This is a genomic window from Pseudomonas sp. GD04058, from assembly GCF_029836855.1.
In the GTDB taxonomy this organism is placed as follows: Bacteria; Pseudomonadota; Gammaproteobacteria; order Pseudomonadales; family Pseudomonadaceae; genus Aquipseudomonas; species Aquipseudomonas bharatica.
Map to the genome: position 1 here is coordinate 97,057 of NZ_JAOECN010000012.1, position 12,586 is coordinate 109,642.

Consider the following 12,586-nt stretch of genomic DNA (forward strand, 5'->3'; position numbering starts at 1 on the left):
ATTTAACTTCCCTTATTGTGTGAGTTAAATTCCATCAGCCAAAGCCGACAAGAAAACATAAGCTTGTCGCCAAAATAAGTAAATATTGACAATTCGAAAAATATAAGTTCGAAGCCTTGCCAGCAGCCTTTTGACCTGTTTACATCAGCCAAAACAACACTGGAGCACACCATGAACGACATTGAAAAAGTTGAAGGAAGGCTGTTCAAGTACTACTCGATAATTGCGTGCGCAGACCAACTTGAAGCAAAGCAGATCAAACACTTCCTCAAACTCAACCCTTACCCACAGTTCGATAAGAACGCAACACTGGAGCACTTTCAAAATGTGCTGTTTGGTCCAGGGGCGAAATTGGGATATGTATTCGAAGAGTTCGACTGTGATGTTCCTGGTGCCAGTCGTCTTGCCGCTTATCAGTTTTCACCGGTCTATGCCCGCCGGATCGCCCTGATGCGCGAGGCCTGGAGGGAAAAATTCCGTACGGAAAGAATAAGCGTCACACATGTTCATAACCGAGAACTCTCGGAGGTGCGCCGAAAGGCATATTCGGAAGGTCAGGTCAGCGCCTTGCTCGCTGGGGCAAGAGAGGCCGTTGAATACATGAGCGACTATTCAAAAATCCATTCGGAAAGAAAGTATGCACCTGGCGCAATCGAGGACATCGAAAAGTGGCTACACGATGCTGAGCTCGGCGCGCTCGGCACACCCATGGAAATTGAAGCGTTGCTCGTTCATATGGTTGAAAGATTCACACAGCGAAGTGCCTTGGCTTCACGCTTCAAACCTGCAGCGGATCAATAATGGCGATCCATGAATGCTTGGGTATCTACACATCTTCTCTGAATAGCGGTGGCTGCGAGGTGCCCATCAGAGAACCGCGTTATGGCCACCAGGCGCATGCCGACAGATCTTCAGCGTTCTCCAGATCGAGCGCCGCGCGGGCGGCGCTCGATCTCAAGGGCGCCCAAAAATTCATGACGAGCACTGGGTCCCTGCCAGGTCGCAAGCCGCCGCCAACCAGCGACAACCACAACCCGGCAGACACGCTTCGCTCAACCCGCCTGCGCCGCCAGGCTGTTGCTGACATTGCGCCCGAGCACCAGCACGGTCACGAAGCCGCAACCCACCAGCGCGGTGGCCAGGCTCAGCAGCAAGGCGCTGCCGAACTGGTCGACGATGCGCCCGCCGAAGAACGAACCCAGGGCGATGATCACCTGGAACATGGCGACGAACAGCGGCATGCCACGCTCAACGTCCTTGGGTGCGACGACGAACATCCAGATGCTGGCGCAGGCCGGGAAGGCGCCGAAGGCGAAGCCCCACAGGGCGATCAGCATCACCGCACCGGTCAGGCCGGTGGCGAAATGGGGGAACAGCGCGGTACTGGTGCCGATCATCAAGGCCACCAGCAACAGCGTGTAGCGCACGCTCTGGTTGGCCGCGAAGCCGGCGAAAAGGTTGCCGATCACGCCGGCCACACCGTACAGCAACAGCAGCGAGCCGATGGTCGGGGCATCGAAACCGGAGCTTTGCTTGAAGAACGGCGCCACATAGGTGTACGCGGCAAAGTGCGCCAGGCCGATCAGCAGCACCGCGATCAGGCCGACCCGTGCCAGCGGATTGATGAACAGTGCCGGCAGGTCATGGATACGAATGGCCTTGTCAGGGGTCAGCCGCGGCAGCAGGAAGACCTGCGCCAGCAATACCGGAACCCCCAGCACCGCAGTGGCGAGGAAGGTCATGCGCCAGCCCATCAGGTCGCTCAGCCAGGTCCCGACCGGGACGCCCAGTACGGTAGCGAGGGTCACCCCGGCCATGATGATCGAGGTCGCCTGGGCTACCCCGACACCCCTCGGCGCCAGCCGGCCGCTGAGGGCGATGGCGGTGGCCCAGAAGCCGCCGATGCTGATGCCCAGCAGGACGCGGCCGAACAGCAGCAGGCTGAAGTCGCTGGCCAGGGCCACCACCGAGTTGGCGATGATCATGATCAGCGTCAGGCCGACCAGCAGATAGCGGCGATCCATCGCGCCGATACCCACCGACAGCAAGGGCGCGGCCAGTGCGGCCATGATCCCGGGCAGGGTCACCATCAGGCCGGCACGCCCGGCACTGATGCCCAGGTCGCTGGCGACGTCGTTGAGCACGCCTACCGGAAGAAATTCGCTGGTCACCAGGGCGAAGGCGCCCACGGCGACCGAAAGGATCGCCAGCCACTGTTGGCTGACGCTTTGCTGATCATGTTCGGGACGGCCCTGGTGGGCCTGGCTGGCGCTTGACATGGGTATGGATTCCAAAGGGAGATGGCGCCTGTGGCAGGCGCAGGGAGCGGGGAAAAAACAGGAGGCGATTATAGGAGGCGGTTTTGCCGGCAAGACAGGCAGCCCGTTCGATAGTAATCATCAGTGTTATCGATAGGCGTGGGGCGCCCCCTACAGCTCCAGCACCCAGGTCTGGCTGAGCAGGTCCTTGCCGAATTGATGCACCGGTGCCTCCTCGACCAGTTGGAATCCCGCCTTCTGGTACAAGCGCCGGGCTTCCGTCAGCACGCTCACGGTCCACAGCATGATGCGCGTGTAGCCGCTGTCGCGGGCAAAGCGCAGGGTCTCCTCGACCAGCCGCTGGCCGATGCCCAGGCCGCGGGCGCTGGCATCCACGTAGAGCATGCGCAGCTTGGCGGTAGTGTCGTCGTGGCGGGTCACGAACACCGAGCCGATGATCTCGCCATGCTTTTCCGCAATCCAGCAACGCTGCGCAGACGAATCGGATTCGCGCAGGAACTTCGCCACGATCTCCGCCACCATGGCTTCGAACTCCGAATTCCAGCCGTACTCGCGGGTGTACAGCTGCGCCTGCTGCTGGACGACCCGGCCCATATCGCCGGCCTGCGGCGGTCGCAGGACATAGGCGCCGTCGCGTTCGCCGAGCAGCGCCTGGATCTGCTCCATCGCCTGGACCAGCCGTTGCTGGCGGGCCGGCGGCATGTCCCGGAGCAGGCCGGCGACTTCCTCGCGAGCGGCCTGTTCCAGGGACGCCAGCACCGCCGAGCCCTGCTCGGTAAGCCGCAGCACCGTGGCCCGCGCATCGCTGGGCGAAGGCGACTTGCTGACCAGGCCCTTGCGCTCGAATCCGGCGATGATCCGGCTCAGGTAGCCGGCGTCCAGCCCCAGCAGCTGGCGCAGCTCGGCGCTGGTCAGGCCAGGTGTGCTGCCCAGCTCGTAGAGGATGCGGCTTTCGCTCAGGGAGAACTCGGTGCGCGCCAAATGCTCGTCAAGGGCGCCGATCTGCCGGGTATAGAAGCGGTTGAAACGGCGGATGGCGTCGGCGGTTTCCAGGGTCGTATTCATGGTGAAATCCGGTTAATTGCTTTTGGCAAAAATATAGTTGCTAAAAGCAACCATATCAACCGCTACGTCCCTGCAAGCGGCGGCGAGAGCAAAAAACGCCACACCCTCACCGAATACGACCCCCACCTTTCCGATCAAGACACCCGCCTTGCCGACCGCCACGTGCGCCTTGCATCGTGCGGAAAAAAGCATTCGCCGCACGGCGCACCTTCCTCCACTGCCCTTCCCTTTTGCCCTTGAAAGGTTCCAGGAGAGCATCGGTCATGAACGAAACGATCAGCGTACCCCCCGCCACACTGCGCAAGGTCACCGCCGCCGCCGCCGTGGGCAATTTCGTCGAGTGGTTCGACTTTGCCGTGTACGGCTTCCTCGCCACCATCATCGCCAAGCAGTTCTTCGCCAGCGACGACCCCAACGCCGCCCTGCTGCAGACCTTCGCCGTATTCGCCGTGGCCTTCGCCCTGCGCCCCCTGGGCGGCATCGTGTTCGGTGCGCTGGGTGACCGCCTTGGACGCAAGCGGGTGCTGTCGGCCACGGTCTTGATGATGGCCGCCGCCACCACCCTGATCGGCCTGCTGCCGACCTACGCCAGCATCGGCCTGATGGCTCCGGTGCTGCTGACCCTGACCCGCTGCGTCCAGGGGTTTTCCGCCGGTGGCGAATACGCCGGCGCCTGTGCCTACCTGATGGAGCACGCGCCCAACCACAAGCGCGCCTGGTATGGCAGCTTCCTGCCGGTATCGACCTTCTCGGCCTTCGCCAGCGCTGCGGTGATCGCCTATCTGCTCGAAGCCAGCCTGTCGCCCGAGGCCATGGCCCAGTGGGGCTGGCGCGTACCGTTCCTGGTGGCCGCGCCGCTGGGTATCGTCGGCCTGTACCTGCGCTGGCGGATGGAAGAAACCCCGGCCTTCCGCCTGGCCCTGGCGGAACAGAAGGAGCACGCCCATTCGCCGCTGCGGGAAACCCTGACCCAGCAGAAAGGCGCGATGCTGCGCCTGGGCGCGTTCATCTCGCTGACGGCGCTGTCGTTCTACATGTTCACCACCTACTTCGCGACCTACCTGCAGGTGGTGGGCCACCTGACCCGGGCGCAGGCGCTGATGGTCTCGACCATTGCCCTGCTCTTCGCCGCCGGCGCCTGCCCGGCAGCGGGTGCCTTCGCCGACCGCTTCGGCCGGCGCCGGACCATCGGCCTGACCTGCCTGTGGGTGATCGTCGCGGTATTCCCGGCCTATTGGCTGGCCAGTTCCGGCAATGTGGCGGCGGCAGTGGTCGGCGTAATCCTGCTGGCCGTAGGCGCCGTTTCCTCGGGCGTGGTGACGGCCGCCCTGCTCTCGGAAACCTTCCCCACACGCACCCGCTACACCGCCTCGGCCATGACCTACAACATCGCCTACACCGTGTTCGGCGGCACCGCACCACTCATGGCGACCTGGTTGATCGGCCTCAGCGGCAGCAGCCTTGCACCGGCGTTCTACCTGGTAGTGATCGCCCTGGTGGCATTGATCGGCGGGCTGGCGTTGCCGGAGACCAGCCGCATCTCCTTGCATGAAGAAGCGGGCGGCACGGCCTCCAGCGCAGCCGGCGGGGCCCGGGATCCGGCCTGAGCCCTCGGCCCCGGCTATCGAACCGCGCGGGGCCTTTTACTCCCTGGACCATTCGTCGCGTTATTCGGAACTTTGCGCAACCCCTGTCCGCTTGCCCTGCTTCTAACCCTGCAGATGTAAACATCCGGATACAACTACAGGACAGGGACATGCTGCAGCGATACCGCAACCTCGCCAGGCTGGCCGGCCTGATGGTACTGGGCACCCTCGCCCTGCTGCTGTCGGGCTGCGACATGGTGCTGTTCAACCCCAAGGGCCAGGTCGGGCTCGAGCAACGCAACCTGATCATCCTTGCCACGGCCCTGATGCTGATCGTGGTGATCCCGGTGATGGTCATGGCCCTGGTGTTTTCCATCCATTACCGTGCCTCCAACCACAAGGCCCGCTACGAGCCCGAGTGGAGCCATTCGCGGGTTATCGAGGCGGTGGTGTGGGGCGTACCGCTGGCGATCATCATCGTCCTGGGCGTGGTCACCTGGCGCTCGACCCATGCCCTTGACCCCTACCGTCCACTGCAGGCCGATGTGCCGCCAATCCAGGTCCAGGTGATCGCCACCGACTGGAAATGGCTGTTCGTCTACCCGCAGCTGGGCATCGCCTCGGTCAATGAACTGGCCATGCCGGTAGGGACGCCGGTGGATTTCCGCGTCACCTCCGACGGCGCCATCACCTCGTTCTTCATCCCGGCCCTGGGCGGGCAGATCTACGCCATGGCCGGCATGCAGACGCAACTGCACCTGATTGCCGATCACGCCGGCACCTACACCGGCATCGCCGCCAACTACAACGGCCCGGGTTTTTCCGACATGCACTTCCAGACCCTGGCCCTCGACCGGGCCGGCTTCGACGCCTGGGTAGCCAGGGTGCGCGCCTCGGGCCAGACCCTGGACCAGGCCGGCTACACGCGCCTGGCCCGGCCCAGCGTTGCCCACCCGGTGGAGCATTACGCCAGCGTGGACGAGCACCTGTTCCAGTCATTGATCGATAAATACCAGGGCGTAAACCGCTCCCGCGAGGTCGAGCGGCGTCTCGACATGTCCGGGAACGCGTCGGCGCAAGGCAGCCAGGAGTAATGGATATGTTCGGAAAGCTGAGCTGGGACGCCATCCCCGTCGACGAGCCCATCATCATGTACACCCTGGCCATCGTTGGCCTGATCGGCTTCGCCGGGGTGGGCGCGATCACCTGGAAGCGCAAGTGGACCTACCTGTGGAAGGAGTGGTTTACCTCGGTGGACCACAAGCGCATCGGCGTAATGTACATCGTCGTCGCCCTGGTCATGCTCCTGCGGGGCTTCGCCGACGCCCTGATGATGCGTACCCAGCAGGCCATGGCCTCCGACGGCTCGCCAGGCTACCTGCCACCGGAGCATTACGACCAGATCTTCACCGCCCACGGGGTAATCATGATCTTCTTCATGGCCATGCCCTTCGTGGTCGGCCTGATGAACATCGTGGTCCCGCTGCAGATCGGCGCCCGCGACGTGGCCTATCCGTTCCTCAACGCGGTGAGCTTCTGGTTGTTCGTCGCCGGCGCGCTGCTGGTGAATATCTCCCTGGGCATCGGCGAGTTCGCCCGCACCGGCTGGGTAGCCTACCCGCCCCTGTCGGGGATCGGCTACAGCCCCGGGGTCGGCGTCGATTACTACATCTGGTCGCTGCAGATATCCGGGGTCGGCACGCTGCTCACGGGGCTGAATTTCTTCGTCACCATCCTCAAGATGCGCACCACCGGCATGACCCTGTTCCGCATGCCGGTGTTCACCTGGACGGTGCTGTGCACCTCGATCCTGATCCTCGCGGCGTTCCCCATCCTCACCGCGACCCTGTTCATGCTCAGCCTCGACCGCTACCTGGGCATGCATTTCTTCACCAACGAGCTGGGCGGCAACCCGATGATGTACGTCAACCTGATCTGGGCCTGGGGCCACCCGGAGGTGTACATCCTGATTTTGCCGGCCTTCGGGATCTTCTCCGAAGTGGCCTCGACCTTCGCGCGCAAGCGCCTGTTCGGCTATTACTCGCTGGTCTGGGCGACCATCGTCATCACCCTGTTGTCGTTCATCGTCTGGGTCCACCACTTCTTCACCATGGGCGCCGGGCCGAACGTCAACGCGTTCTTCGGCATCATGACCATGATCATCGCCGTGCCCACCGGGGTGAAGATCTTCACCTGGCTGTTCACCATGTACCGCGGCCGGGTGCGCTTCGAAACGCCGATGCTGTGGACCGTGGGCTTCATCGTCACCTTCAGTATCGGCGGTATGACCGGCGTGCTGCTGGCGGTGCCGGGCGCCGACTTCCTGCTGCATAACAGCCTGTTCCTGATCGCCCATTTCCATAACGTGATCATCGGCGGCGCCGTGTTCGGCTATCTCTGCGGGCTGACCTACTGGTTCCCCAAGGCCTTTGGCTTCAAGCTCTACGACCCGCTGGGACGGGCAGCGTTCTGGTGCTGGCTGGCGGGGTTCTACTTCGCCTTCATGCCGTCGTATTTCCTCGGTTTCATGGGCATGACCCGGCGCCTGAACCACTTCGACGTACCGCAATGGCGCCCGCTGCTGCTTCTGGAGATGTTCGGCGTGTGCATCATCCTGTGCGGCGTGGCCTGCCAGGTCGCGCAGCTGGTGGTGAGCATCCGCAAGCGCCACGAGAACCGCGACTATACCGGCGACCCTTGGGACGGCCGCACCCTGGAGTGGGCCACCGCCTCGCCGCCGCCGTTCTACAACTTCGCCGAACAGCCCGTGGTACATGGCATCGACGCCTATTGGGGAATGAAGGAGCGCGGCGTGGAAACCCTGGCCAAGGCCGATTTCCGCAAGATCCATATGCCGTGCAATACCAGCCTGGGCCTGGTCATCGGAGCCCTGAGCACGGTGCTGGGCTTCGCCCTGGTCTGGCATATCTGGTGGTTGGTGATCGCAAGCCTGCTGGCGACCGTCGCGACCCTGATCGTGCGCAGCTACGACCAGAACACCGAATACTACGTCGAGGCCAGGGAAGTGGAACGCCTGGAAACCGAACGGCGCCAACTGATGGCGGAGGCCTGAACCATGTCGCAGATCGTCCTGAACGAGACCGCCCACCAGCAGGAGCACGGCTACGAGGATGCCGGCTCGCTGAGCCTGTTCGGCTTCTGGATCTACCTGATGACCGACTGCATCCTCTTCGCCACGCTGTTCGCCACCTATGCGGTACTGGGCCAGGCCACGGCGGGCGGACCGAGCGCGGCGGACATCTTCGAGCTGCCCTACGTACTCGGCGAAACCTTCCTGCTGCTGTTCAGCAGCATCACCTACGGCTACGCCATGCTCGCCAACCACCGCAAGGACAAGCGCCGGGTCCTGCAATGGCTGGGGGTGACCTTCGTCCTCGGCCTGGGCTTCATCGCCATGGAGCTCAACGAGTTCCATACGCTGATCGCCGAGGGCAACGGCCCGCAGCGCAGCGCCTTCCTTACCGGTTTCTTCACCCTGGTCGGCACCCACGGCCTGCATGTGCTGATCGGCCTGGTGTGGATGGCGCTGCTGATGCTCCAGGTCCGGCAGCGCGGCCTGTGCTGCGTCAATTCCACGCGCCTGAGTTGCCTGAGCCTGTTCTGGCACTTCCTGGACATCGTCTGGGTCTGCGTGTTTACCGTCGTCTATCTGTTCGGGGTGATCTGATGTCCAGTGAAAGCCAGGTTCACAGCAGCGCCGGCGCCAGCCAGTCCAGCGCCAGGTCGTACAACATCGGCTTCCTGCTGGCAGCCATCCTGACCCTCGTTCCCTTTGCCCTGGCCCTGTACCCGAGCATGTCGCGGCGGGTCACCTTCGCGGTGATCCTTGGCTGCGCGGTGTTGCAGATCCTGGTGCACGTGGTGTTCTTCCTGCACCTGACCACCGCCCGCGAGCAGCGCTGGAGCCTGGTGGCGCTGGTGTTCAGCGTGGTGATCATCGCTCTGCTGGTAGGGTTGTCGCTGTGGATCATGTACTACGTGCACGCCAATATGCTGGGTTTGTGAAATCGGATCGAACTGTGACGGTCGCAGGGCACCCCATAAGAAGGACCCTGAGCAAACCACCCGAGGACAACCCGGAGGCTGACCACCCATGAACGATCGCATCATCGAACTGTTCACCGACACCACGCTGTTCGGCATTTCCCTTCTCAACCTGCTCCTGGCGCTGTGCGTAGCGTTGCTGACCTTCCTCGTCTCGCGCGCCGCCATCAGCTTCCTGCTGCGCCGGGTGCGGCGCTGGTCGGAGCATGACGGCGCGCTGAGCCAGGTACTGGCCAAGGTACTGGCGGGCACCAGCAACCTGCTGCTGTTCCTCGCCTCGCTGCTGGTCGGCCTGGGCATGCTCGACCTGCCCGAGCGCTGGCTGAACCGGGTCGGCAGCCTGTGGTTCGTAGTCGCGGCGTTGCAGATTGGCCTGTGGGCCAACCGTGCCATTGCCCTTGGCCTGTCGCGCTACTTCGCCCGGCAGAGCAGCGACGGCCTGTACCAGCGCGGCGCCCTGGCCACCCTGTCGGCCTGGGGTGCGCGGGTGCTGTTGTGGTCGGTGGTACTGCTGGCGATGCTGTCCAACCTGGGGGTGAACATCACCGCCTTCGTCGCCAGCCTGGGCGTGGGCGGTATCGCCGTGGCCCTGGCAGTGCAGAACATCCTCGGCGACCTGTTCGCCTCGCTGGCGATCGCCGTGGATAAACCGTTCGAGGTCGGCGATTTCATCGTCATCGGCCCGCTGGCCGGGACCGTCGAGAACGTCGGCCTGAAGACCACGCGAATCCGCAGCCTGGGTGGCGAACAGATCGTCATGTCCAACGCCAGCATGATCAGCAGCACCATCCAGAACTACAAGCGCCTGCAGGAACGGCGCATCGTGTTCGAGTTCGGCCTGTCCTACGACACCCCGACCGAGGCGGTGAAGCAGGCACCGGAGATCGTCGAGCAGGCCATTCGCGCGCAGGACCAGGTGCGCTTCGACCGTGCCCACCTGCGCGGCTTCGGCAAGGAAGCGCTGGAGTTCGAGTGCGTGTATATCGTCAAGGATCCGGGCTACAACCTGTACATGGATATCCAGCAGGCGATCAATTTCCACCTGCTCGAGCGCTTCTCCAGGATCGGCGCGAAGTTCGCCGTGCCGGTGCGGGCGATCAAGGTCACGGCACTGCCGCAGGAAATCCAGGCGCAGCAGCTTTCCGAGCGCGGAGCGGCGTTCGGGCAGGCTTAAAGACCATGAACAAACCTAAAGTTCTTCGCGAATAAAATGAGTTTGTCTCACCAAGGCGCAATCCCGAAAATCCCTCCACTGATTTTTTCGATGGAGAGATTGCAGCATGGCACTGGCACACAACCTCGGTTTCCCGCGCATCGGACGCGACCGTGAACTGAAAAAGGCCCAGGAAGCCTTCTGGAAAGGCGAGCTGGATGAAGCCGGCCTGCGCACCGTGGGCCGCGCGCTACGTGCCAGCCATTGGCAGGTGCAGAAGGACGCCGGGATCGAGTTGCTGCCGGTCGGCGATTTCGCCTGGTACGACCAGGTCCTGACCCATTCGCTGACCTTCGGCGTGATCCCCGAGCGCTTTCGCAACCACGCCGGCAAGCCGACCCTGCACACCCTGTTCGCCATGGCCCGCGGCGTCAGCGAAGGGTGTTGCGGCGCCCATGCCCAGGAAATGACCAAGTGGTTCGACACCAACTACCACTACCTGGTCCCCGAATTCACGGCCGACCAGCAGTTCGAACTGAGCTGGGACCAGCTGTTCGAGGAAGTCGATGAAGCCCTGGCGCTGGGCCATGCGGTCAAGCCGGTGGTGCTGGGGCCGCTGACCTACCTGTGGCTGGGCAAGGCCAAGGGCGGCGACTTCGACAAACTGGAGCTGGTGGACCGCCTGCTACCGCTGTACGGCCAGATCTTCCAGCGCCTGGCCGCGCAAGGCGTGGAATGGGTGCAGATCGACGAACCGATCCTGGCCCTCGACCTGCCCCAGGACTGGAAGAACGCCTACGAGCGCGTCTACAACCTGATCCAACGCGAACCGCTGAAGAAGCTGGTCGCCACCTACTTCGGCGGCCTGGAGGACAACCTCGGCCTGGCCGCCAACCTGCCGGTGGACGGCCTGCATATCGACCTGGTGCGCGCCCCCGAGCAGTACCCGATCATCCTCGACCGCCTGCCGGCCTACAAGATCCTGTCCCTGGGCGTGGTCAACGGCCGCAACGTCTGGCGCTGCGACCTGGAAAAAGCCCTGGAAGTGCTGCGTCACGCCGCCGAACGCCTGGGCGATCGCCTGTGGATCGCGCCATCCTGCTCGCTGCTGCACAGCCCGATGGACCTGGAGCGTGAAGACCAACTGGATGCCGAACTGAAAAGCTGGCTGGCCTTCGCCGTGCAGAAATGCCGGGAAGTCGCCCTGCTGACCAAGGCCATCGACCAGCCAGACGCCGCCGACGTGCGCAGTGCGCTGGAGCAGAGCCACGCCGTGCAGGCCAGCCGCGCTGCCTCGCCTCGCATCCACAAGCCCGCCGTGCAGGCTCGCCTGGCAGCGATCAAGCCGGCCGACAGCCAGCGTCATTCGGCGTTCGCCCAGCGGATCGGCAAACAGCGCGCCCATCTCGACCTGCCTGCGTTTCCCACCACCACCATCGGCTCGTTCCCGCAGACCGCCGCCATTCGCCTGGCGCGCCAGTCCTTCAAGCAAGGCCGGCTGACCGAGGCCGACTACATCGAAGCCATGCACAGCGAAATCCGCCACGCCGTGGAAATCCAGGAAAACCTCGGGCTCGACGTGCTGGTGCACGGTGAAGCCGAGCGCAACGACATGGTCGAGTATTTCGCCGAGCAACTGGACGGCTACGTCTTCACCCGCTTCGGCTGGGTCCAGAGCTACGGCTCGCGCTGCGTTAAACCGGCGGTGATCTTCGGCGACCTGAGCCGTCCGCAGGCGATGACCGTGGACTGGATCAGCTATGCCCAGGGCCTGACCAGCAAGGTCATGAAAGGCATGCTGACCGGCCCGGTGACCATGCTGATGTGGTCCTTCCCGCGCGAGGACGTGAGCCGCGAGGTCCAGGCCCGGCAACTGGCCCTGGCCACCCGCGACGAAGTGCAGGACCTGGAAGCCGCGGGCATCCGCATCGTGCAGATCGACGAAGCGGCCTTCCGCGAAGGCCTGCCGCTGCGTCGCAGCGCCTGGGGGCATTACCTGGAATGGGCCACCGAAGCCTTCCGCCTGTGTGCCGCTGGCGTGCGCGACGAAACCCAGATCCACACCCACATGTGCTACAGCGAGTTCAATGACGTGATCGAATCGATCGCGGCCATGGACGCCGACGTGATCACCATCGAAACCTCGCGCTCGGACATGGAACTGCTCGACGCCTTCGAGAAGTTCGACTACCCGAACGAGATCGGCCCCGGGGTCTACGACATCCACTCGCCGCGGGTGCCGGGCAAGGACGAGATGATCAAGCTGCTGGAAAAGGCCGCGCGGCGCATTCCGGCCCAGCGACTCTGGGTCAATCCGGACTGCGGCCTGAAGACCCGCGGCTGGCCGGAAACCGAAGCGGCACTGGTGAACATGGTGGCTGCGGCACGAGAGCTGCGCAGGCGGGTTCAAATCTAGTTATCCTTGCCGCCATCCAGGC

At 63.6% G+C, this 12,586-nt stretch carries 10 protein-coding genes; 8 read left to right on the forward strand and 2 right to left on the reverse strand.

What is annotated here, in order from left to right; all coding sequences use genetic code 11:
• The first annotated feature begins 171 nt into the window (after positions 1 to 171).
• Positions 172 to 801 carry a hypothetical protein gene (locus N7650_RS13060; RefSeq protein WP_279898547.1) on the forward strand — a complete coding sequence of 210 codons (630 nt, stop codon included), beginning with the start codon at positions 172 to 174 and terminating at the stop codon, positions 799 to 801.
• A 251-nt stretch (positions 802 to 1,052) separates the two neighbouring features.
• Here N7650_RS13060 and N7650_RS13065 read toward each other — a convergent pair whose 3' ends face one another.
• Both N7650_RS13065 and N7650_RS13070 read right to left on the reverse strand, forming a co-directional pair.
• Positions 1,053 to 2,279 (reverse strand): MFS transporter, encoded by a 1,227-nt coding sequence (locus N7650_RS13065; RefSeq protein WP_064304020.1) that lies wholly within the window; start codon positions 2,277 to 2,279, stop codon positions 1,053 to 1,055.
• Positions 2,280 to 2,429: 150 nt separating this feature from the next.
• Positions 2,430 to 3,344, reverse strand: a complete 915-nt coding sequence (locus N7650_RS13070; protein ID WP_279898548.1) for a helix-turn-helix domain-containing GNAT family N-acetyltransferase — start codon at positions 3,342 to 3,344, stop codon at positions 2,430 to 2,432.
• A gap of 263 nt (positions 3,345 to 3,607) precedes the next feature.
• Between N7650_RS13070 and N7650_RS13075 the strand changes: the two genes are divergently transcribed.
• The 7 genes from N7650_RS13075 (at position 3,608) to metE (ending at position 12,564) form a co-directional block, all read left to right on the forward strand.
• Positions 3,608 to 4,951, forward strand: coding sequence for an MFS transporter (locus N7650_RS13075; RefSeq protein ID WP_279898549.1), 1,344 nt, complete (start codon positions 3,608 to 3,610; stop codon positions 4,949 to 4,951).
• A gap of 149 nt (positions 4,952 to 5,100) precedes the next feature.
• On the forward strand, positions 5,101 to 6,024 hold the full coding sequence (cyoA, locus tag N7650_RS13080; protein ID WP_279898551.1) for a ubiquinol oxidase subunit II: 924 nt from the start codon (positions 5,101 to 5,103) through the stop codon (positions 6,022 to 6,024).
• Between the two features lie 5 nt (positions 6,025 to 6,029).
• Positions 6,030 to 8,003: a cytochrome o ubiquinol oxidase subunit I gene (gene cyoB / locus N7650_RS13085; RefSeq protein WP_009406460.1), complete on the forward strand. Its 1,974-nt coding sequence runs from the start codon at positions 6,030 to 6,032 to the stop codon at positions 8,001 to 8,003.
• A 3-nt stretch (positions 8,004 to 8,006) separates the two neighbouring features.
• Complete coding sequence (cyoC, locus tag N7650_RS13090) at positions 8,007 to 8,618, forward strand: cytochrome o ubiquinol oxidase subunit III (RefSeq protein WP_037062104.1); 612 nt, start codon at positions 8,007 to 8,009, stop codon at positions 8,616 to 8,618.
• Positions 8,618 to 8,956, forward strand: a complete 339-nt coding sequence (cyoD, locus tag N7650_RS13095; protein ID WP_009406455.1) for a cytochrome o ubiquinol oxidase subunit IV — start codon at positions 8,618 to 8,620, stop codon at positions 8,954 to 8,956. The genes cyoC and cyoD overlap by 1 nt, the downstream gene beginning before the upstream one ends.
• Before the next feature lie 88 nt (positions 8,957 to 9,044).
• A complete protein-coding gene (locus N7650_RS13100) occupies positions 9,045 to 10,169 on the forward strand; it encodes a mechanosensitive ion channel family protein (protein WP_009406453.1) in 1,125 nt (374 codons plus the stop codon).
• A gap of 106 nt (positions 10,170 to 10,275) precedes the next feature.
• The gene (gene metE / locus N7650_RS13105) at positions 10,276 to 12,564 is read left to right on the forward strand and encodes a 5-methyltetrahydropteroyltriglutamate--homocysteine S-methyltransferase (RefSeq protein ID WP_279898553.1); all 2,289 of its coding nucleotides are present in this window, start codon (positions 10,276 to 10,278) and stop codon (positions 12,562 to 12,564) included.
• The last annotated feature ends 22 nt before the right edge of the window (positions 12,565 to 12,586 follow it).

What these genes read in the sequence shown, in the direction of transcription:
- N7650_RS13060 (WP_279898547.1), top strand. Translation starts at nt 172, where the DNA reads ATGAACGACATTGAAAAAGTTGAAGGAAGGCTGTTCAAGTACTACTCG.
- N7650_RS13065 (WP_064304020.1), bottom strand. Translation starts at nt 2,279, where the DNA reads ATGTCAAGCGCCAGCCAGGCCCACCAGGGCCGTCCCGAACATGATCAG.
- N7650_RS13070 (WP_279898548.1), bottom strand. Translation starts at nt 3,344, where the DNA reads ATGAATACGACCCTGGAAACCGCCGACGCCATCCGCCGTTTCAACCGC.
- N7650_RS13075 (WP_279898549.1), top strand. Translation starts at nt 3,608, where the DNA reads ATGAACGAAACGATCAGCGTACCCCCCGCCACACTGCGCAAGGTCACC.
- cyoA (WP_279898551.1), top strand. Translation starts at nt 5,101, where the DNA reads ATGCTGCAGCGATACCGCAACCTCGCCAGGCTGGCCGGCCTGATGGTA.
- cyoB (WP_009406460.1), top strand. Translation starts at nt 6,030, where the DNA reads ATGTTCGGAAAGCTGAGCTGGGACGCCATCCCCGTCGACGAGCCCATC.
- cyoC (WP_037062104.1), top strand. Translation starts at nt 8,007, where the DNA reads ATGTCGCAGATCGTCCTGAACGAGACCGCCCACCAGCAGGAGCACGGC.
- cyoD (WP_009406455.1), top strand. Translation starts at nt 8,618, where the DNA reads ATGTCCAGTGAAAGCCAGGTTCACAGCAGCGCCGGCGCCAGCCAGTCC.
- N7650_RS13100 (WP_009406453.1), top strand. Translation starts at nt 9,045, where the DNA reads ATGAACGATCGCATCATCGAACTGTTCACCGACACCACGCTGTTCGGC.
- metE (WP_279898553.1), top strand. Translation starts at nt 10,276, where the DNA reads ATGGCACTGGCACACAACCTCGGTTTCCCGCGCATCGGACGCGACCGT.